Here is a 20,634-nt window from a genome sequence, read left to right as displayed (position 1 = left end):
AAGTCAGCAGGAGCGCATGAAGCAGAATCGCAAGACAAGGGTCTTCTGGCCTGGCCTGACCATCAGTATTGATTTGATTCGACTTTGCGCAATTCCGTGCCGCGTGCGAACGGGACGTACGGCGAGCGATAGCGGTAGCCCATTGACCGCTATCGCAGACAGGACTGAGTGCTAACGGGCCAAGGCCGTCCGCCCAGGACGCGCTTTTGGTTACTTTTGGCAAGGACAAAAGTGACCCCGGTCCCGGGGAGGGACGGACTATACGGACCGACGCGAAATCAAAGTTGCGCGACAACCGCAAACAGCACAAAACAAAACCCCGAAGCCAGTTTTGTTAAGCGAGTCTAAGGAAGGAAACAGAAGGAAACACGGCATGGGCATGAGAATCGGCGTGGACATCGGCGGCTCGTTCGCCGACTTCGCGGTGCTTGACGACCGCACGGGCGAGCTCAAGACGCTCAAGGTGTTCTCGCGGCCCGACAGCCCCGGCGCCGAAGTGCTGCGCGGGATGGAGGGCCTGGCCGAGCGCTACGGGATCGATCCGCGCGACGTCGCCTACTTCACGCACGGCACGACGGTCGGCGTGAACGCCGTGGTGCAGAGGAGGGGCCTGCGGCTCGGCCTCATCACGACGCGACATTTCGAGGACGTGCTCGACATCGCCCGGCTCAAGGGGCCGGACATGTACGACCTGATGTCGAAGCGCCCGGCGCCGCTCGTGCCGCGCGAGCGCGTGTTCGGCGTCGCCGGGCGGATCGCGGCGGACGGCTCGGTTCAGACGCCCGTCGACGAGGCGAGCGTGCTCGCCGCGCTCGACGGCCTGCGCCGCGCGGGATGCGAAGGCGTCGTCGTCGCGCTGCTGCATTCGTATCGCAACCCGGCGCATGAGCATGAAGTGAAGGCGATCCTCGAGCGCGAGATGCCGGGGCTTTTCGTGTCGTGCTCGAGCGACGTCTGGCCGATCATCCGCGAGTACGAACGCACCTCGACCGCTGTGATCGGCGGCTACGTGCAGCCGAAGGTCGCGCACTACCTCTCGTCGCTGCAGCGCGCGCTCGCCGAGACCGGCATCGCTGCCGACATGAAGGTCACCAAGTCGAACGGCGGCGTGATGAGCGCCGAGGCCGGCAAGACCAACTGCGTGCAGATGATCCTCTCGGGCACGGCCTCGGGCGTGATCGGCGCGGCCTATGTCGCGCAGCTGTGCGGTTTGAAGCACTGCATGAGCCTCGACATCGGCGGCACCACGGCCGACGTCGCGCTGATCGTCGACGGCGAGCCGCAGTACGCGACCGGCGAATATATCGGCGACTTCCAGATCCACATTCCGTCGGTGTCCGTGTCGTCGATCGGCGACGGCGGCGGCTCGATCGCCTGGGTCGACGGCTTCGGCGTGCTCAAGGTCGGCCCCGAAAGCGCGGGCTCGAACCCCGGGCCCGTCTGCTACGGACGCGGCGGCACGCGCGCGACGATCACCGATGCCTTCGCCGTGATGGGCGTGATCGGCAACGCGAGCCTCGGCTACAACTCGGTGAAGGTCGATCACGACGCGGCGTGCCGCGCGATCGACGCGCTCGCGCAACGCCTCGGCTCCGATCGCTACAAGACGGCGGAGGCGATCGTCGATGTCTCCGTGTCGGGGATGTATGCGGGCGTGAGCCGGATCGTGTCGCGCTTCGGGATCGATCCGCGGATCTTCTCGCTGCTGCCGTTCGGCGGCGCGGGGCCGATGCTCGCGTGCTATTTCGCGCGGGCGCTCGGCATGGAGCAGATCGTCGTGCCGGTGACGCCGGGCGTGCTGAGCGCGCTCGGCGGCCTGATCGCCGATACGAAGAACGACTTCGTGAAGACGACCTATTACGACCTCGACGCGGCGTCGCTCGCGCAGCTGCGCGACGATGCGCGCGCGCTCGATGCGGCGGCGCGGGAGTGGCTGGCGGGCGAGACCGGCAGCGCCGATGCGGCGCGTGATGCCGCCGACGCCGGCCGCGCCGCGCGCGTGACCGTCACCGTCTCCGCCGACATGCGCTACAAAGGCCAGTCGTTCGAGATCGACACGCCGCTCGAGATGACGTGGCTCGAAGCGCAGGACCTCGGCGCCTTGAGCGAGGCATTCCATCGCGAGCACGCTCGCCTCTACGGCCACAACGATGCGCGCGCGAAGATCCAGGTCGTCGCGCTGCGCCTCGTGATCGCTTCGCAGACGCCGAAGCCCGTCCTGCGCCCGATCGAAGCAAGCGCTGCGCCGCCCGAGCCGGATGCGCGCGTGAAGGTGTGGATGGACGGCGCATTCCGCGATGCGGCGCTGTTCCATCGCGCGAAGCTGCTCGCCGGACAGCGCCTCGAAGGCCCCGCAGTGATCGCCCAGGACGACTGCACGACCTGCGTGCTGCCCGGCTTTTCGGGCGTCGTCGATGCCTGCGGCAATCTGATCCTGATGCAAACCCTCGCGAACTAACCGGAGCCGCCGATGCCGATGCCGTTCGACAAATCCGTGCTGCAGATCTTCGCGAACTACTGCGTGGCCGCGGCCGAGAGCATGGCCTACACGCTGACGCGCACGGCCCATTCGACCTTCGTCAAGGAGACCGAGGACTTCTCGTGCGCGATCATGACGCCGGAGGGCCACACCTTCGCGTCGCCGAAGACGCTCGGCGCGACCTGGTACGTCGGCCTCGACTACGGCCCGGTGATCGGCATGATCGAGCACTACGAGCCCGGCGACATCGGCATGACGAACGACGCGTACAGCGGCTTCGTCGCCACGCACACGCCCGACATCGTGCTGTGGAAGCCGGTCTTCCACGAAGGCGAGATTGTCTGCTTCGTCGGCGGCCACATCCACAACACCGACATGGGCGGCGCGGTGCCCGCGTCGCTCTCGCGCACGCTCACCGAGATCGAGCAGGAGGGCATCCGCTTTCCGCCGGCGAAGATCGTGCGCGCGGGCGTTGTCGACGAAGCCTTGCTGCGCGTGATGGCCGCGAACGTGCGCGTGCCGGCGCAGAACCTCGGCGACCTGCAGGCGCAGTTCGCGTCGCTGCACACGGGCGAGCGGCGCGTGCTGGAGATCATCGGGCGCTTCGGCATCGACGGCTTCAAGGCGGGGATGCGCGCGCTCCTCGACTACTCGGAAGAGCAGGCGCGCACGATCCTGCGCGGCATTCCCGACGGCGAGTATTTTTTCGCCGAGTACGCCGACGAAGACTCGGTGCGCGGCAAGCCGATGCGCGTCGCGCTCACGCTGCGCATCAGCGACGGCGCCGCCGAGTTCGACTACACGGGCAGCGATCCGCAGTTGCAATCGTCGCTGAACATCCCGACCGGCGGACGCGAGCGGCATGCGCTCGCGCTCGTCGGCTTCGTCTACGTGCTCTACACGCTGAATCCGCAGATCCTGCTCAACAGCGGCCTGTTGCGCGCGGCGCGCTGCGTGCTGCCCGAGGGGAGCGTCGTCAATGCGCAGCGCCCGGCGGCGGTGGGCATGCGCAGCCTCACCTGCAAGCTGCTGCACCTTTTGACCTTCGGCGCGTTTGCGCAGGCGATTCCCGAGAGGCTTGCGGCGTGCCCGGCGGGGGGGCTGTCGATCCTCAGCGTGAAGACGATGAACAAGGAGGGCGGCACGGTGATGGCGTCGATCGGGCCGATCGGCGGCGGCGCGGGCGGCATGCCGTTCGGCGACGGCGAGGACGGCTCGGGCGCGAACAACGCGTTTCTGCGCAATACGCCGGTCGAGATCAACGAAGCGGAGGTGCCGATCCGCATCACGCACTATGGCGTCGCTCCCGGGTCGGGCGGCGCGGGAAAGTTTCGCGGCGGGCAGGGGCTCGTGATGGAGTTTCAGGTGTTCTCGCCGAATACGCTCGTCACGGCGCGCAATCGGGACCGCACGCACTTTGCGTCGTGGGGGTTGCGCGGCGGACGCGCGGGCGCGAATGCGCGCTTCACGAAGAATCCCGGCACGCCGAATGAGGAGCCGCTTGGGAATACCGATCTCGTGATCTGCAACCCGGGCGACGTGATTCGCCTGGAGGGTGCGGGGGCGGGCGGCTATGGGGTGCCGATCGAGCGCGATGTCGAGCGCGTGCGCGACGACGTGCGGCGCGGGTATGTGACGGTCGACGAGGCGCGCGAGGTGTACGCGGTGGCGATCGTCGACGGCGAGATCGACGTGGCGCAGACCGCGATGTTGCGTGAGCGTGCGCGGCTCGCGGCGCGCGATGCTCGCGTGCCTGCGTTCGATTTCGGTCCTTACCGCGAGGCATTCGAAGCGAAGTGGACGCGCGAACGCTATGCGGCGCTGACGCGCATTCTCGCTGGCGTTCCGGTGCAATGGCGATATTTCCTCAAGCACCGGATCTTCGATGCGCTCGATGCGCGTGTCGAGTCGAGCGGCGGCGCCGAAGTGGTCGATGAGATTTTTGCGGAACTGTGCTCGTCGTGGCCCGAGCTTCGGCAGGTGGCGGCGCGTTGAACGTTTTTACAACCCTTCAAGAGAAAGAGAGCTGACCGATGTCTTTGTCCGTGACGAACAGTTCGATCGAAAGTCATTGCTTCAACCTGCCCGAAGGCGAAGGCGCGCAGCTGACGCTAGCGCCCGGGCGCTTGCTGCGCGGCGATCCCGACCGGCGCGACTGGCCGCATTTCGAGAGCTCGGACGGCAAGGTGTCGAGTGGCATCTGGAGCGGCACGGAGGGCGCGTGGCGGATCGATTTTCCGGCGGGGCAGTATGAGTTCTTTCATGTGCTGTCGGGAACGGGAGCGATCGTCGCCGACGACGGGACGCGCAAGCCGTTCGGGCCCGGCGATGCGGTGCTCGTGCCGCAGGGGTTTCGCGGGGTGTTCGAGGTGGCGGAGAAGGTGACGAAGCAGTATATGTTCGTGCAGAACGTGTGAACGTGTTTTGCCGAACTTGGGAAACGAGGGCCGCGAAAGCGGCCCTCGGTGTTTTGGGGCAACGGGAGTTGAGGACGTACTGGGTTGACTCGCGAATCCGCCATGCCGGCCCCGGGCCGAACTGCGTGATTAATCGATCACCCGCCCCAGCCTCACCACCGTCACCCCCGGCTTCAACTGCCGCAGCGACGGCATCACGAGCACGCAGTTATCGTAAGGCGTAACCACCGGCTCCCCATCGTTCCAGCCGATCACCGTCCCCGCCTTTTCGAACGTCTCCAGCCCCGTATAAGCACCCGCGAAGCGAAAGTCCATGCTCTCCGCGACCACCGGCTCCGTCACGCGGATCACGCGCATCGCCTCCGGCTTCGGCACGAACCAGTCCGCCGGCAGATCGCCTTCGTCGAGCACGCCCGACAGCACCAGAAAGCGCGCGGTGCAGTCCTTGGCCACCGTCACCGAGGACGCCTCCCAATGCTGCCCGCACTCGACCAGCAACGCGTTGCGCGGGCTTTCCGGATCGCCGAAGTCCGCGTAGTCGCGCATGCGGCGTCCTTCGGGATGGCCTTCGTCGCTGATGACCGTCGCGGGCGCGCCGAGCGCGCGGGCAAGCGCGATGCCTTTCTCCAGCGGCCCGGAGACGATCAGCGGTGCGCTCTTCTCGTGCATCGAGTGCAGGTCGAGCAGCGCATCGACGGTATCGACGATGGGACGCATCGCCCGCGCGCGGCGCAGCTCGACCGAATCGAGGCTTGCATCGCCGAGCTTCATCGCGGTCCAGACGCGATTGAAATCCTGGTCGACATAGCGCGACGCGTCGGGCCTGGCGGGATCGAACGTGCGGTAGGCGTCGACGTTCGCGAACGACAGCGTGAGCCGCCCGCGCCGCGGACGCACGCCCAGGTCGATGAGCGCCTTCACCGCGATCGCGCCGCACACCTCGTTGCCGTGCGTAAGCGCGTTGATCATCACGTGCGGCCCCGGCGCGCCGCTGTCGTGGCTGTAGACGTAGGGGACGCCGGTGTTGCCCTCGGCATAAGGGCTGAGGTCGGGAAACTCGACGTCGACGGGATAGGCGTGGTCGCGGGACGCGGAAGCGGTGCTCATGTACGGGTCCTTTCTACTTTCTACGAGAACGCGGCGGCGAATGCGAGGCTCAGGCCAAGCCACCCTGGCACAGGTATTTGACGTGCATGTAGTCGTCGAGCCCGTAACGCGACCCTTCGCGGCCATAGCCCGATTCCTTCACCCCGCCGAACGGCGCCGCTTCGCTCGACACAGCGCCTTCGTTGATGCCGATCACGCCGCTCTCCAGGCGCGATGCGACGCGCCAGATGCGGCGCACGTCGGTCGAGTAGAAATAGGCGGCGAGGCCGAACGGCGTGTCGTTGGCTTCGCGGATCACGTCGGCGTCGTCGTCGAACTTGAACAACGGCGCGACCGGGCCGAAGGTTTCCTCGCTGAACAGCGCCATCTCGCGGTTGGCATCGCCGAGCACGGTCGGCGCGTAGTAGTTCGGGCCGTCGAGGCCGTCGCCCGAAAGACGCCGGCCGCCCGTCAGCACGGTCGCGCCGTGCGCGAGCGCATCCTCCACGTGGCGCTCGATCTTCTCGACGGCGCGCGCGTTGATCATCGGGCCGATCTGCGAATCGTCGCGCGTCGCCGGGCCGACGCGCAGCGCCGCCACGCGCTCGACGAGCTTGCGCGCAAACGCATCGTAGATGCCGCTCTGCACGTAGACGCGGTTCGGGCACACGCAGGTCTGTCCGCCATTGCGGAACTTCGCCGCCATCAGGCCGGTGACGGCCGCGTCGAGATCGGCGTCGTCGAACACGATGAAGGGCGCGTTGCCGCCCAGCTCGAGCGAGAGCTTCTTGAGCGTGTCGGCCGATTCGCGCGCGAGGTATTTGCCGACCGGCGTCGAGCCCGTGAAGGTGATCTTGCGCACGCGCGGATCGGCGAGCCAGCTCGCGACGGTGGCGGGCGTCTGGCCGCGCGAGGCGGTCACGATGTTCAGCACGCCGGCGGGCAGCCCGGCTTCCTCGGCGAGCCGCACGAGCGCGAGCGCGGTGAGCGGCGTGTCTTCGGCCGGCTTCGCGACGACCGTGCAGCCGGCTGCGAGCGCGGGCGCGATCTTGCGCGCGATCATCGCGAGCGGGAAGTTCCACGGCGTGACCGCCGCCACGACGCCGACCGGCTCCTTCACCGCCATCATCCGCTTGCCCGGCATCAGCGCGGGGATCATGTCGCCGTAAGCGCGCACGGCTTCCTCGGCGAACCACTCGACGTACGACGCGCCGTACGCGACTTCGCCGCGCGCCTCGGCAAGCGGCTTGCCCTGCTCGCGCGAGATGATGCGCGCGAGGTCCTCACCGTTGGCGACGATCGCCGCGTGCCAGCGCTTGAGGAACTGCGCGCGCTCGCGGGCGGTGCGGTCGCGCCAGCTGTCGAAGGCGGCGTGTGCGGCGTCGGCGGCGGCTTGGGCGTCGGCGGCGGCGCTGTCGGGGACGTTCGCGAATTCGGCGCCGGTGGCCGGGTCGCTGACCGGATGGCGGCCGCCCGAGAGGGCGTCGCGCCAAAGGCCAGCGATGAAGTTGTGCGAGCGGACGAGTTCGGGGCGGGTGAGCGTGAGAGACATGGCAGGGTTCGAATCCATATGAGTAAGGATGACGAAATGTATCCGACTGACGGACCGGGGGGGCTGGTTCGAGCGAGCGCCTCAGCCGGCCAGCCGATGCGCCGGCTGGCCGGCCGAAGCGCTCAATCCGTCAACGGAAACAGCCGTTCGATCGGAAAATGGTTCTTCACGAACGGCGTCTTGATGACGACATAGCTGAAATACTTCTCGATGCCGATGTTGCGTTCCAAGAGGCCTTCCATCACGGTCTGGTAATGCACGACGCTGCGCGTGACGAACTTGAGCAGGTAGTCGTAGCCGCCGCTCACGAGATGGCATTCGGCGATCTCGTCGACGTTGCGGATCGCGGCCTCGAACTTCACGAAGTCTTCGCGGCGATGGTCCTGCAGCGTGATCTCGGTGAACACGAGCTGGATGTCGCCGAGCTTGCTCAACTCCAGGTGCGCGCCGTAGCCCGCGATGTAGCCGGCCTTCTCGAGCCGCTTCACGCGGATCAGGCACGGGCTCGGCGAGAGGCCGACAGCATCCGCGAGCTCGACATTCGTAATGCGGCCCTTCCTTTGCAACTGGGACAGGATGCGAAGGTCGATCCGGTCCAACTTCATCGATCCGTTTGTGTTCGTCGACACGGCAGGCAGTGACCTCTGGAGCATGGTGAGCAAACTATCGTAGCACGCTCTGTCGCAAAATAATTTCTCGGCGAACCCTTATGCAGCAAGCCTTTGCGCGAAACTGGGCCAAGCCGCGAAAGAGTTTGCGCACGCGTTTTCCAGGCGCCGGGCTCAAGCCATTGCGGCGCGCACCTCGGGGGCGTCGAGCACGGTGTCGAGCGTCTTCTTCAAGCGCTCGAACAGCACGCCGAACTCCTCGCCCGTGTAGCAGAGCGCGGGCGCGAAGCCGAGGATGTTGTCGTTGAACGCACGGAAGATCAGGCCGTTGCGATAGGCCGTCGACGCGATCTTCTCGGAGAGGTTCAACGCCGGATCGAAGCGGCGCTTGGTGGCTTTGTCCGCGACCAGCTCGAGCGCGCCGAGCAGGCCGCGGCTGCGCGCATCGCCGACGAGCGGATGCGCGAGCAGCTCGCGCAAGCCCGCTTCGAAGCGCGGCGCCTGCGCGGCGGCGTTCGCGAGCAGCCCGCCTTCGTGATAGAGGCGCATCACTTCGAGCCCGATCGCGGCGCTCACCGGATGCGCCGAGTAGGTCTGGCCGTGACCGACCGCCGCGCGCGTGCCGGCGCCGTCGGCGATGCCCTGGTAGACCTCGTCGGACATCAGCACCGCGCCCATCGGCGCGTAGCCGGCGGTGAGCCCTTTGGCGACCGTCATCAGGTCCGGCTCGACGCCTTCGCCTTCGCACGCGAAGAGGGGGCCGGTGCGGCCGAAGCCCGTGATGACTTCGTCGGCGACGAACAGGATGCCGAGCTCGCGGCAGGCGTCGCGCATCGCCTTCAGCCAGCCCTTGGGCGGCACGATCACGCCGCCCGAGCCCTGGATCGGCTCGCAGAAGAACGCGGCGACGCGCTCGGCGCCGAGCTCGGCGACCTTCGCGCGCAACGCGGCGACCGATTCGGCGATGACCGCCTGCGGATCGCCGCCGCTCTCGCTGCGGTAGGGATACGGCGACGGAATGTAATGCTGGTGCGGCAGCGGCAAGTCGAAGTTCTGATGGAACACGGGCAGCGCGGTCAGCCCCGCGCCAACCGACGACGACCCGTGATAGCCGCGCTCGAGCGCGATGAACTGCTTCTTCTGCGGCCGGCCGGTCGCGTTGTAGTAGTTCGTGATGTAGCGGATCGCGGCATCGACGGCGTCCGAGCCGCCGAGCGTGAAGTAGACGTGGCGCAGCGACTTCGGCGCCTTGTCGATCAGCTGCTCGGCGAGCCTGATCGCCGGCTCGCAGCCGAAATGGAAGTAGCCGGTCGCGTAGGGCAGGCGGCTCATCTGCTCGGTCGCGACGCGCACGATGCTCTCATGGCCGTAGCCCGTGTTCACGCACCAGAGGCCCGAGAAGGCGTCGAGCAGCTCGTTGCCGTCGATGTCGCGCAGCCACGCGCCGCGCCCCGATTCGAGGATCGTGACGCCGCGCGCTTCGTGCGCGCGCAGGCTCGCTACCGGGTGGATCAGATGTTTGCGGTCGGACTCGATCAGGGCGGAGGTCGGCATGATGTGGGCGCGGTGGGCGCGTGCGGAACACGTCGCGTGGTGCTGGGAAGGTGCGCGCGCCGCCACCTGCAGCCGGTGCTGCGTGTGGCGCGAGAGCGCGAACCGCTTGCGACCCATGGTAGCGGGAGAGAAATAACGAAGACGGTGGGATTCGGGCTTCGTTAAACGTGGGAATTGTGTTTTTGCGGGGCGCGCAGCATTTTGTGCTGCGGCGTTGGCGGGCTGCTGCGGGATCAGTAGCCGCGCGAGCGGTCCACGAGCCCCACGAGCGGGAGCCCTTCGCGATGCCGCCGCAGGTTGTCGAGCACGACTTCGACCGCGCTCTCCGGCTGCGTCATGCTCGCGACGTGCGGCGTCAGCATCACGCGCGGATGCCGCCACAGCGGATGATCGGCCGCGAGCGGCTCCGGATCGGCGACGTCGAGCACGGCTGCCGCGAGCTGCCCGTCGTCGAGCGCGGCCAGCAGGTCGTCCTGCCGCAGATGCCCGCCGCGCCCGACGTTGACGAGCGACGCGCCGCGCGGCAGTTGCGCGAACAGGCCGCGGTTCAGGAAGTGGCGCGTGGCGTCGGTCAGCGGCAGCAGGCAGACGAGGATATCGGTGCGCGCCAGGAACGCGGGCAGCGCATCGGCGCCCGCGAAGCACTCGATGCCGTCGAGCGTCTGCGGCGAACGGCTCCAGCCGGCGCAGCTAAAGCCGAAGCTCGCGAGCCGCGTCAGCACCGCGCGGCCGAGCACGCCGAGACCGAGCACGCCGACGCGCCGCTCGCTCGCGACACGCGTCTGAAGCGGCAGCCAGCGCCCCTCGCGCTGCTGCGCGGCGTAGGTGAGCCAGTCGCGATGGATCGCGAGCGCCGCGAGCGTCACGTATTCGACCATCCCCGCGATGATCCCCGGCTCGACCATGCGCACGACCGGCAGATGCGCCGGAATCGCCGACAAGTCGAACTGGTCCACGCCCGCGCCCGTCGAGAACACCACTTCCAGGTTGGGGAAGGCGGCCGCGAGATCGAGCTTCGGCACCTGCCATACGGCGAGGTAGCGCACGGCGAGCGGATCGCATGGCGGCATCTCGCCGGTCCAGATATGGAAGGGCGTATCGGGCGCGTGCTCCGCGAAGCGGCGCGCCCACAGCGCGCCGCGCACGGGGTCGGCCTTGTAGACGAACGTCATGGCGTGAAACGGGAAGTGACTCTGGTGGAACGGATAGCGCCGCCCGGCCTTCAGCCGAGCGCCTGATTGGTGATCGCGAACACCTGCCCACGGCCGTCGGCCCGGGGCGTCTCGCCGCGCGCCATCGTCACGACGCTGTCGACCTTCGGCAATCCGAGCTCGTCGAGCCAATCGGAGAGGCCGCTGTCGCCCGTCACGTCGATGCGCGTGAACTTGCCTTCGTTGGCGCCGAGCCAGTGGCTGATCAGCGCCTTCGCGCCTTCGGCGTGCGGCGCGACGACCGGGCCGATCACGTGGCCGCGCCCGAAGCGGCGCATGATCGCGAAGCCGATCGGCTCGCCGTCGCGCGCGAGCACGACGCCCTCGGCGACTTGCAGCAAGGCTTCGAGAACCGGCGCGCGGTCGTAGCCTGCCGCGTGGCTCCAAAGCGCCGCGAGCCGCTCGGGGTCGCGCGCGCCGAGCGGGCGGATCCGCTCGCCGGGCGCGAGTGCGACGACGGGCGGATGCGCGCCGCCCGCCCCCTGGTGCTGATGGATGCTGCCGATCGCCTTGAAGCCGAACTTCTCGTAGAGCGGCAGGCCGGCGGGCGTGGCGTTGAGGAACGTGGTGCGCTCGGCGAGCGCGTCGACCGTGAGCGTCATCAGGTCGCGGCCGATGCCGCGGCCCTGCTGTTCGGGCGAGACGATCACCATGCCGAGCGCCCCGTGGCCTGCGCCGAACTCCCAGCGCAGCGCCGTGCCGATCACGCCGCTGTCGTCCTCCGCCGCCACGCCGGCGCCGAGGTTCAGCGCGAACTCCCAGTCTTCGCGGCGATGCGGCCATTTGACCGCCATCGACAGCTCGTGCGCGGCGGTGAGATCGTCGGCCGTCAGCGGCCGGTACCGGACTTGGGCGGACGTCGGTGCGGATGCGGGGGCAATCGGTTCGGTCACTTTCGACTCCTTTAAGGCTTCTTTGCGTACAGCTTCGCGTAATGACTGTCGCATTGCCAGATCGTTGCGGCTAGGACGATCTTATTGCGGGGCCGATACGGCATGCTGCGCTGCGCGAGCCCGTCACAACGCGCGCATCGCGCCGCTGCGCCCGCCCATCACGGCAGCAAATGCTGCGGCAGCGCTCGTACCATGATTCGCGTCATTCCAGGATTTCCCGCGCTTCCCGCTTCTCCCCGCCAACCCAACCGGAAACGGAACCCACATCATGGACAGCTTCGATCCCGCCCTTGTCGCCGTGAAGAGCGCGCATTTCATCGGCGGGCACTATGTAGCGGGCGCGGCCGGGCTCGACGTCGCGCGGCCGTCGGACGGCGTGGTGTACGCCGACCTGCCGATCGCCGATGCCGGGCTCGTCGACCGCGCCGTCGAGGACGCCTGGCGCGCGTTCAAGACCAGCGACTGGGCGCGCCGCGCGCCGCGCGAGCGCGCCCGCGCGATGCGGCGCTGGGCCGAGCTGATCGAAGCGGATGTCGAGACGCTCGCGCGCCTAGAGTCGGTCGGCTCGACGCGCCCGATCCGCGACGCAGCGCTTTGGGACGTGCCGTTCACGGCCGAGGGCATCCGCTTCTACGCGGAGTACGCCGACAAGGTCGGCGGCGAGGTGGCGGCGACGCGTCCCGACCATCTGGGGATGATCGTCGCCGAGCCGTACGGCGTGATCGGCGCGATCGCGCCGTGGAATTTTCCGCTCGTGATGGCCTCGTGGAAGGTCGCGCCGGCGCTCGCGGCGGGCAATGCGGTGGTGCTCAAGCCGTCCGAGCTGACGCCGTTCTCGACCTTGCGGCTCGCCGAGCTGGCGATCGAAGCGGGCATCCCGCCGGGCATCTTCAACGTCGTGCAGGGCGACGGGCGTACCACGGGCGATGCGCTCGTGCGTCATCCGAAGATCGCCAAGGTGACGTTCACGGGCTCGAGCAAGACCGGCGCGGCGATCATGAGCGCCTGCGCCGAGACCGGCACCAAGCCCGTCACGCTCGAGCTGGGCGGCAAGAGCCCGCAGGTCGTGTTCGCCGACGCGCCCGATCTCGACCTCGTCGCGCGCCGCATCGCGGGCGCCATCACGGGCAACGCGGGGCAGGTGTGCGTGGCGGGCTCGCGGCTGATCGTCGAGCGCGCGGCGGCGGCGCGGCTCGTCGACGGCATCGAGACCGCGTTCAAGGCGCTCAAGGCGGGCCACACGTGGGCGCCGGGCACGACACTCCCGCCGATCATCTCGGCCGTGCAGGCTCAGCGGATCGGCGGCATCGTCGCGCGCACCGTGGCGCAGGGCGCGCAGGTCGCGACGGGCGGCGCTCGGATCGCGGTGGCGGGCGAGGGCGCGTTCTACGCGCCGACGATCCTGACCGGCGTGACGGCGGATTCGGAGGCGGTGCGCGAGGAGGTGTTCGGGCCGGTGCTGACGGTGCAGACGTTCGACGATGAAGACGAAGCGCTCGCGCTCGCAAGCCACGAAAAGTACGGGCTGGCGGCCGGCGTCCATACGTCGGATTTGAGCCGCGCGCTGCGCGCGATGCGCAGCATCGAGGCGGGGACGGTCTGGATCAACCGCTATGGACGCACGTCGGATTTCGTCATCCCGACGGGCGGGTTTAAGCACTCAGGCTTGGGCAAGGACCTGGGGCGTCACGCGTTCGAGGCGAACCTGCGGTTCAAGAGCGTGCTGATCGATTTGAATCAGGGGGCGTGAGGGCGGGCGCGCTGCGCATGCTGGAATCCCGCCGCATTCTCTGCTGCACGACGCCCCAAAAACGGCCGATTCTGTTTCCCGCGCCGGCCAATACACGACAAGCCACATATTTTGCGGTGCTGTAATTCTTCTCAGCCGCCGCCGCTTCTCATGCAACTGATCCGTTGCGTGTCATTTGACCACCGCCGAACATTGCCCCGACCAAGGACATCGACATGACTCAATTCAGGCCCAAATACATCACCTTCGACTGCTACGGCACGCTCACGCGTTTCCGCATGGGCGATCTCGCGCGCGAGATCTTCGCCGATCGCGTGAGCCCCGAGCGCATGGAACAGTTCGTGAAGGACTTCGCGGGCTACCGTCTCGACGAAGTGCTCGGCGCCTGGAAGCCGTATCAGGAAGTCGTGAAGAACGCCGTGCGCCGCACGCTCAAGCGCTGGAACCTCGCCTACGACGACGCCGAAGCGCAGCGCTTCTACGACGCCGTGCCGACCTGGGGCCCGCATCCGGACGTGCCGGAGGGCTTGTCGAAGGTGGCGAAGGAGTTTCCGCTCGTGATCCTCTCGAACGCCTCGAACGATCAGATCCACAGCAACGTCGACAAGCTCGGCGCGCCGTTCCATGCGGTCTTCACCGCGCAGCAGGCGCAGGCCTACAAGCCGCGTTTCCAGGCCTTCGAGTACATGCTCGACAACCTCGGCTGCAATCCCGAGGACATCCTGCATGTGTCGTCGAGCCTGCGCTACGACCTGATGTCGGCGCACGATCTCGGCATCAAGAACAAGGTGTTCGTCGCGCGCGGCCATGAGCCGTCGACGCCGTTCTACGGCTATACCGAGATCAAGGACATCGGCGGGCTGGCCGGCGTCGTCGGTCTCTGAGACGCCGCTCGCCTTCGATCACGCACGCCGCCCATCACGCACGCCGCCCATCACGCGAGAAAGGAGCACGATGAAGCTCGAATCCTACTGGCTCGACACCGCCCCGCCGTTTCACGGCGGGCAAGCAGGCCCGGTCGAGGGCAGTGCCGAGGTGGTCGTGATCGGCGGCGGGTTCACGGGCTTGTCGGCGGCGCTCGCGCTCGCCAAGCGCGGCGTGCCGGTGACGGTGCTGGAGGCGGGACGCATCGTCGGCGAGGCGTCGGGGCGCAACGGCGGTCATTGCAACACGGGCCTCGCGCACGACTACGCGGCGCTCGCCGAGCGCATCGGCGCCGAGCGCGCGAAGGAGTTCTATCGCGCGTACGAGAGCGCGGTGAAGACCGTCGAGTCGATCGTCGCCGAGGAGCAGATCGATTGCGACTTCTTCCACGGCGGCAAGATCAAGCTCGCCGCCAAGCCGCAGCATTTCGACAAGCTCGTGAAGACCTACGAGTCGCTGCGCGCCAACGTCGATACGAACGTCGAGCTCGTGCCGCCCGAGCGGATTCGCGAGGAAGTCGGCTCGGACGATTTCTACGGCGGCCTCGTGCAGCGCAACGGCGCGCAGATGCACATGGGCAAGTTCGGCGTCGGGCTGGCCGAGGCGGCGGCGCGGCACGGCGCGCGGATCTTCGAGCGTGCGCCGGTCACTGGCCTGAAGCGCATCGCGGGCGAGAGCTATGAGGTCGAGAGCGAGCGCGGCACGATCCGCGCGGGACGGGTGCTCATCGCCACGGGCGCGTCGCAGATCGGGCCGCTGCAATGGTTTCGCCGCCGCATCGCGCCGGTGGGCAGCTTCATCGTCGCCACCGCGCCGCTGCCGGGCGCGCAGCTCGACGCGCTGTTCCCCAAGCGCCGCGCCTACGTGACGACGCGCCACATCGGCAACTACTTCCGCACGACGGCCGACAACCGCCTGATTTTCGGCGGCCGCGCGCGCTTCGCGATGTCGAATCCGCGCTCCGACGAAAAGAGCGGACGGATCCTGCGCAGCGCGCTTGCGAACTACTTTCCCGCGCTGGCCGATGTGCGCATCGACTACTGCTGGGGCGGCCTCGTCGACATGACGGCCGACCGCCTGCCGCGCGCCGGGCAGCACGAAGGACTCTTCTACTCGATGGGCTACAGCGGCCACGGTGTGCAGATGTCGGTGCACATGGGGCGCGCGATGGCGGACGTGATGTTCGGCGCCGCATCGCTCAACCCGTGGCGGCAGCTCGAATGGCCTGCGATTCCGGGGCATTTCGGCAGCCCGTGGTTCCTGCCGCTCGTCGGCGCGTATTACCGGCTGCAGGACATCCTGCATTGAGCAATGACGATATGGCCATGACCGGACGATTCATCCGCCTGGGCGAGACCGGGCGCAAGACGGTGAAGCTGCGCATCGACGGCAAGGACGTCGACGCGCTCGAAGGCGACACGCTGCTGGTCGCGATGCTGTGCTCGGTCGGCCACGTGCGCCAGTCGGAGTTCGGCGGCGAGGTGCGCGCGGGCTTTTGCATGATGGGCGCCTGTCAGGACTGCTGGGTCTGGACCGCCGGCGGCGAGCGGCTGCGCGCCTGCACGACGGCGGCAAGCGATGGGATGCGGATCGTGACGACGCAGCCGGACGTCCTTGCGCCGGTTCCCTGGGAGGCATGATGACAGCTCAACCCCGCGTCATCATCGTCGGCGCAGGACCCGCAGGCGTGCGCTGCGCCGAGACGCTGCTCGCGGCCGGCATCGCGCCGATCGTCGTCGACGAAGGCCGCCGCGACGGCGGGCAGATCTATCGCCGGCAGCCCGAGACGTTCTCGCGGCCGAGCGCGTTGCTCTACGGCACCGAAGCAGGACGCGCCGAAGACCTCCACCTCACCTTCGAGCGCCTGCGCGAGCGGCTCGACTACCGCCCCGACACGCTCGCGTGGAACGTCGCCGAAGGCAAGCTGCACGTGCTGCATGACGGCCATTCGCGCGCGCTGCCCTATGACGCGCTGATCGTCTGCTCCGGCGCGACCGATCGCCTGATGCCGGTGAAGGGCTGGCAGTACGCCGGCACCTACAGCCTCGGCGCCGCGCAGATCGCGCTGAAGTCGCAGGCCTGCGCGATCGGCCGCAAGGTGGTGTTCATGGGCTCGGGGCCGCTCCTGTATCTCGTCGCGAGCCAGTACGTGAACGCGGGCGCGCAAGTGGCCGCGGTGCTCGACACCTCGCCGCGCGGCGCGCGGCTGCGCGCGCTGCCCAAGCTCCTCGCGCGGCTCGACGTGCTCAAGAAGGGCGCGGCGCTGGTGTCGTCGCTGAAGCGCGCGGGCGTGCGGATCGAGAACGGGATCGAGCCGCTCGCGATCGTCGGCACCGATGCCGACGGCGTGCGCGGCATCCACTATCGCGACGCATCCGGCCACGAGCAGCAGATCGCCTGCGACGCGGTCGGTCTCGGCTACCACCTGCGCCCCGAGACGCAGCTCGCCGACCTCGCGCGCTGCGCGTTCCATTTCGACGCGGACACGCGCCAGTGGCTGCCGCAGATCGACGAGCTCGGCCGTAGCTCGGTGCCGGGCGTCTACCTCGCGGGCGACGGCGCGCGCGTGCTCGGCGCGGACGGCGCGGAGCTGGCGGGGCGTCTCGCGGCCTGCGCGGCGCTGGCCGACCTGGGGCACGCGATCGATCCCGCCCGGCTCGAGCCGCTGATGCGCGAGCAGCGGAGGATGGACCGCTTCCGGCTCGGGCTCGCGCAGGCGTTCCCGTGGCCTGCGGAGCAGGCGGCGCGCCTTGCCGACGACACGATCGTCTGCCGCTGCGAAGGCATCACCGCAGGCGAGCTGCGCCGCGTGGTGCAAGACGAAGGTGCGCGCGAAGCCAATCGCGCGAAGGCGCTGAGCCGGGTCGGCATGGGCCGCTGCCAGGGGCGCTACTGCGGCCATGCCGGCGCGGAGATCATCGCCGCCGCCGCGCACGTGCCGCTCGAACAAGTCGGCCGGCTGCGCGGGCAAGGGCCCGTCAAGCCGCTTCCCGTCGCTACCGTGGAGGATGTGGAATGACCCGGACGCAAGCGGACGTCATCGTCGTCGGCGGCGGAATCATGGGCGCCGCCACCGCGTTCTTCTTGCGGCGCCGCGGCCGCTCGGTGATCCTGCTCGAGCGCGGGCTGATCGGCCAGCAGGCGAGCGGCACCAACTTCGGCAACGTGCGCCGTCAGGGGCGCTTCCTGCCGCAACTGCCGCTTGCGAACCGCTCGCGCGAGATCTGGGGCAGGCTGCCGGAGCTGATCGGCCACGACGTGGAATTCCTGCCGTCGGGGCATATCCGCGTCTGTTATCGCGAGGAGCAGGCCGACATGCTCGAGACCTACGCGAAGGAAGCGGGCCACTACGGCCTCATGCTCGACATCGTGCGCGGCGACGAGATGCGCTCGCGCTTTCCGTTCCTCGGTCCCGAGGTGCTGGCCGGATCGTATTCGGCCAAGGACGGCCATGCGAATCCGCGTCTCGCCGGACCCGCGTTCGGCCGGGCCGCCGCGCGCCTCGGCGCGCAGATCTTCGAGAACACGGAGATCGCCGCCGTCGAGAAAGAGGGCGCTGAGTTCCGCGCGACCAGCACCGACGGCCGCGTGTTTCATGCCCCCGTGCTGCTGATCACGGCGGGCGCGTGGGGGAGCCTGCTCTCCGAGCAATTCGGCGAGCCGGTGCCGATCGCCGTCCACGGTCCGCAGATGGCCGTGACCGAGCCGGTCCGCTACAGCTTGAAGCCGGTGGTCGGCGTGTCGTCGCCGCTGATGGAGGAGGTCGTGTACTTCCGGCAGGTCGCGCGCGGCAACATCGTGCTCGGCGGCTGCGCGCGCGGTCCCGCGTATCCCGACGTGCGGCGCGCCTATGTGTTGCCGCAGAACACGCTCTTGCAGTTCCGCCAGCTCCAGCGCGTCGCGCCGGCGCTCGCGCGGCTCAACATCATCCGCGTCTGGAGCGGCATCGAAGGCTACATGCCCGACGACCGTCCGATCATGGGCGCGAGCGGCAAGGTGAACGGGCTCTACTACGCGTTCGGCTTCTGCGGACACGGCTTCCAGCTCGGGCCGGGCGTCGGCGACGTGATGGCCGAGCTGATCGACACGGGTGCGACGAGCACGCCGCTCGAACCGTTCGACATCCGGCGCTTCGCGGCATCGGTGGCGAGCGCGGCGCCGCAGGCGGCGTAGGGCGGGCTCAGGCAGCGCGCTGCGGGAGGGGAGCCGATCTCATGCTGACCGAACCGATCCAGAAGGCCATCGCGTTCATCGAGACCTCGTTCGCCCAGCCGGTCTCGCTCGCGATGCTCGCCGCGGCGGCGGAGCTGAGCGTGTCGCGCTTCGCCGCGCTGTTTCGCGCGCAGGTGGGGATCTCGCCGCATCGCTACGTGTGCCTCGTGCGCGTGCGGCATGCTCAGCGGCTGTTGCGCGGCGGCCTGCCGCCGTCGGTCGTGGCGACCGAGGTCGGTTTCTTCGACCAGAGCCATCTGGGGCGGCATTTCAAGCGCGCGCTCGGGGTGACGCCGAGTGCTTATCTTGCGGGGCGCTGATGTTGTGTCGTTTGCCAAGGCTTACGTGAAAACTTTGAATTCGCGGCGGTCCGTATAGTCCGTCCCTTCCCGGGACCGGGGTCACTTTTGTCCTTGCCAAAAGTAACCAAAAGCGCGTCCTAGGCGGACGGCCTGTCCCGGAGGCACGCAGTGCTGTTGGCGGTAGCGTTCTGGGGGCTACTGCTATCGCTCGCCGTACGTCCCGTTAGCACGCGGCACTGAATTACGCAGAGTCGAATCAAACCAATACTGATGGTCAGGCCAAGCCCGAAGGCGCTTGTCTTGGATGCGGCGCATGCGCTCGCGCTCACATCAAATCGCAGGCAACGTGGGGCGCGGCCAAACCGATGTCCTCCATTTGCTTCGTCGCGGAGCCATTCCGTGCCGCGTGCGAACGGGACGTACGGCGAGCGGTAACGGTAGCCCCCAGAACGCTACCGCCAACAGGACTGAGTGCGCTTCGGCCGAGGCTGTCCGCCGAGGACGCGCTTTTGGTTACTTTTGGCAAGGACAAAAGTGACCCCGGTCCCGGGGAGGGACGGACTATACGGACCGACGCGAAATCAAAGTTTTCGCGAAAACCTTGGCGAACAGCACAACACAACACAACACAACACCAACTCCGCGCCACGAATCGGCGCCCACGCCCTACCCCAGCGCCATCCCCGCCCGCTTCATCGCATCGCGCAGCCCGAGATCCGGATAGATCCGATCGACGGTGAGCATGTCGCGGTGCGTCTCCGCGATGATCCAGTCGCGGACTTCGGAGACGATCGGCCGCTCCGGGCGATTGGCCGGCGTCATCAGCACGCAGCGCCGGTTCGTCACGATCAGTTCCTGTTCGGCAGGCAGCAAGGCCCCTTGCGCGAGCCAATGCGACACCACGGAAAGCCATCCCAGCGCGACGCCCTGGCCGAGCAGCGCCGCCTGCACGACGATCGCGTAGTCGTTGAAGCTCAGCATGCTCGCTGCGCGCCGCCGGTGTTCGGCGAACGCGGCAAAGCGCTCGTGCCAGCCGCGCTCCTCGTCGTCCATCACGATCACGGTGTCGCCGTGATCGCCGCCCGCATCCGCGAGCAAGGCTTCGTGATAGCGCGCGTTGCAGACGGGCAGCAGCGTCTCGGGCATCACGAGGCGGCAGTGCTCGTCGATGTCGTCGTCCTTCACGAAGCGCATGCCGAGATCGACGTCGACGAGCGGCCCGCCGAGCCGCCCGGAAATCAGCTGAAAGCGCAAATCGACTGACGGAAACGCCTGGTTCAACCGATTGAGCCGCGGCATCAGCCAATGCGTGGTGAACGCCGTCGACACCGACAGCGAGACCGCTTCGACGCCGGTCTTGCGCGCCTCGATCTCGCGGATTGCATCCTCGATGCCGGCGAAGCCTTCGGAGATCCTGCGATAGAGGAGCCTGCCGCTCTCGGTCAACTCGATGCCGCCGTGCACGCGCTCGAACAGGCGCACGCCGAGCCGGTCCTCCATCCGCGCAAGCATGCGGCTCACGGCGGGCTGGCTGACGTAAAGCTCCTCGGCCGCGCGCGTGAAGTTGCCGCAGCGCGCGGCGGCCTCGAAGACGAACAGCGCGTTCGCGCTCGGAAGTTTTCGGCGGAGATTGGGCATGACTTGAT

General features: G+C 68.2%; 17 protein-coding genes. 10 read left to right on the top strand and 7 right to left on the bottom strand.

The features are described 5' to 3' along the window. Positions 1-373 precede the first annotated feature (373 nt). The 3 genes from FAZ69_RS31275 to FAZ69_RS31265 are packed head-to-tail and all read left to right on the top strand — an operon-like array spanning position 374 to position 4,896. A complete protein-coding gene (locus tag FAZ69_RS31275) occupies positions 374-2,458 on the top strand; it encodes a hydantoinase/oxoprolinase family protein (protein WP_136899040.1) in 2,085 nt (694 codons plus the stop codon). 18 nt (positions 2,459-2,476) lie between these two features. Then, positions 2,477-4,474: a hydantoinase B/oxoprolinase family protein gene (locus FAZ69_RS31270; protein ID WP_136899053.1), complete on the top strand. Its 1,998-nt coding sequence runs from the start codon at positions 2,477-2,479 to the stop codon at positions 4,472-4,474. 38 nt (positions 4,475-4,512) lie between these two features. Continuing rightward, a complete protein-coding gene (locus FAZ69_RS31265) occupies positions 4,513-4,896 on the top strand; it encodes a cupin domain-containing protein (RefSeq protein ID WP_136899039.1) in 384 nt (127 codons plus the stop codon). A 129-nt stretch (positions 4,897-5,025) separates the two neighbouring features. Here the strand turns inward: FAZ69_RS31265 and FAZ69_RS31260 are convergent, their stop codons facing one another. The 6 genes from FAZ69_RS31260 to FAZ69_RS31235 form a co-directional block, all read right to left on the bottom strand. Continuing rightward, on the bottom strand, positions 5,026-6,003 hold the full coding sequence (locus FAZ69_RS31260) for a M14 family metallopeptidase (RefSeq protein WP_136899037.1): 978 nt from the start codon (positions 6,001-6,003) through the stop codon (positions 5,026-5,028). Between the two features lie 49 nt (positions 6,004-6,052). Next, positions 6,053-7,534: an NAD-dependent succinate-semialdehyde dehydrogenase gene (locus FAZ69_RS31255; RefSeq protein WP_136899035.1), complete on the bottom strand. Its 1,482-nt coding sequence runs from the start codon at positions 7,532-7,534 to the stop codon at positions 6,053-6,055. A 122-nt stretch (positions 7,535-7,656) separates the two neighbouring features. Then, complete coding sequence (locus tag FAZ69_RS31250) at positions 7,657-8,139, bottom strand: Lrp/AsnC family transcriptional regulator (protein ID WP_136899032.1); 483 nt, start codon at positions 8,137-8,139, stop codon at positions 7,657-7,659. Positions 8,140-8,316: 177 nt separating this feature from the next. Beyond that, on the bottom strand, positions 8,317-9,696 hold the full coding sequence (locus FAZ69_RS31245) for an aspartate aminotransferase family protein (protein WP_136899030.1): 1,380 nt from the start codon (positions 9,694-9,696) through the stop codon (positions 8,317-8,319). Between the two features lie 233 nt (positions 9,697-9,929). Further along, positions 9,930-10,868, bottom strand: a complete 939-nt coding sequence (locus tag FAZ69_RS31240) for a 2-hydroxyacid dehydrogenase (protein WP_136899028.1) — start codon at positions 10,866-10,868, stop codon at positions 9,930-9,932. A gap of 50 nt (positions 10,869-10,918) precedes the next feature. Further along, complete coding sequence (locus FAZ69_RS31235) at positions 10,919-11,701, bottom strand: GNAT family N-acetyltransferase (RefSeq protein ID WP_240702545.1); 783 nt, start codon at positions 11,699-11,701, stop codon at positions 10,919-10,921. Between the two features lie 367 nt (positions 11,702-12,068). On the opposite strand from FAZ69_RS31235, the gene FAZ69_RS31230 reads away from it, so the two are divergent. From FAZ69_RS31230 to FAZ69_RS31200, 7 genes are all read left to right on the top strand, one after another. Continuing rightward, entirely contained in the window at positions 12,069-13,550 is a 1,482-nt protein-coding gene (locus FAZ69_RS31230; RefSeq protein WP_136899024.1) for an aldehyde dehydrogenase family protein, read from the top strand. Between the two features lie 215 nt (positions 13,551-13,765). After that, positions 13,766-14,434, top strand: a complete 669-nt coding sequence (locus tag FAZ69_RS31225; protein ID WP_136899022.1) for a haloacid dehalogenase type II — start codon at positions 13,766-13,768, stop codon at positions 14,432-14,434. Positions 14,435-14,504: 70 nt separating this feature from the next. Further along, positions 14,505-15,782, top strand: coding sequence for an NAD(P)/FAD-dependent oxidoreductase (locus FAZ69_RS31220; protein WP_136899020.1), 1,278 nt, complete (start codon positions 14,505-14,507; stop codon positions 15,780-15,782). A 17-nt stretch (positions 15,783-15,799) separates the two neighbouring features. Next, entirely contained in the window at positions 15,800-16,114 is a 315-nt protein-coding gene (locus tag FAZ69_RS31215; RefSeq protein ID WP_136899018.1) for a (2Fe-2S)-binding protein, read from the top strand. Next, entirely contained in the window at positions 16,114-17,493 is a 1,380-nt protein-coding gene (locus FAZ69_RS31210) for an FAD/NAD(P)-dependent oxidoreductase (RefSeq protein ID WP_136899016.1), read from the top strand. Before FAZ69_RS31215 ends, FAZ69_RS31210 begins: the two co-directional genes overlap by 1 nt. Next, on the top strand, positions 17,490-18,647 hold the full coding sequence (locus tag FAZ69_RS31205; RefSeq protein ID WP_136899014.1) for an NAD(P)/FAD-dependent oxidoreductase: 1,158 nt from the start codon (positions 17,490-17,492) through the stop codon (positions 18,645-18,647). Before FAZ69_RS31210 ends, FAZ69_RS31205 begins: the two co-directional genes overlap by 4 nt. A gap of 41 nt (positions 18,648-18,688) precedes the next feature. Continuing rightward, positions 18,689-19,006, top strand: a complete 318-nt coding sequence (locus tag FAZ69_RS31200; protein ID WP_136899012.1) for a helix-turn-helix domain-containing protein — start codon at positions 18,689-18,691, stop codon at positions 19,004-19,006. Positions 19,007-19,654: 648 nt separating this feature from the next. Here FAZ69_RS31200 and FAZ69_RS31195 read toward each other — a convergent pair. Beyond that, a complete protein-coding gene (locus FAZ69_RS31195) occupies positions 19,655-20,626 on the bottom strand; it encodes a LysR family transcriptional regulator (protein WP_136899010.1) in 972 nt (323 codons plus the stop codon). Positions 20,627-20,634 lie beyond the last annotated feature (8 nt).

Source organism: Trinickia terrae (assembly GCF_005144415.1).
GTDB lineage: Bacteria > Pseudomonadota > Gammaproteobacteria > Burkholderiales > Burkholderiaceae > Trinickia_A > Trinickia_A terrae.
Note: the sequence above shows the minus strand (reverse complement) of the source record. Positions and strands in the feature narration are given on the sequence as shown.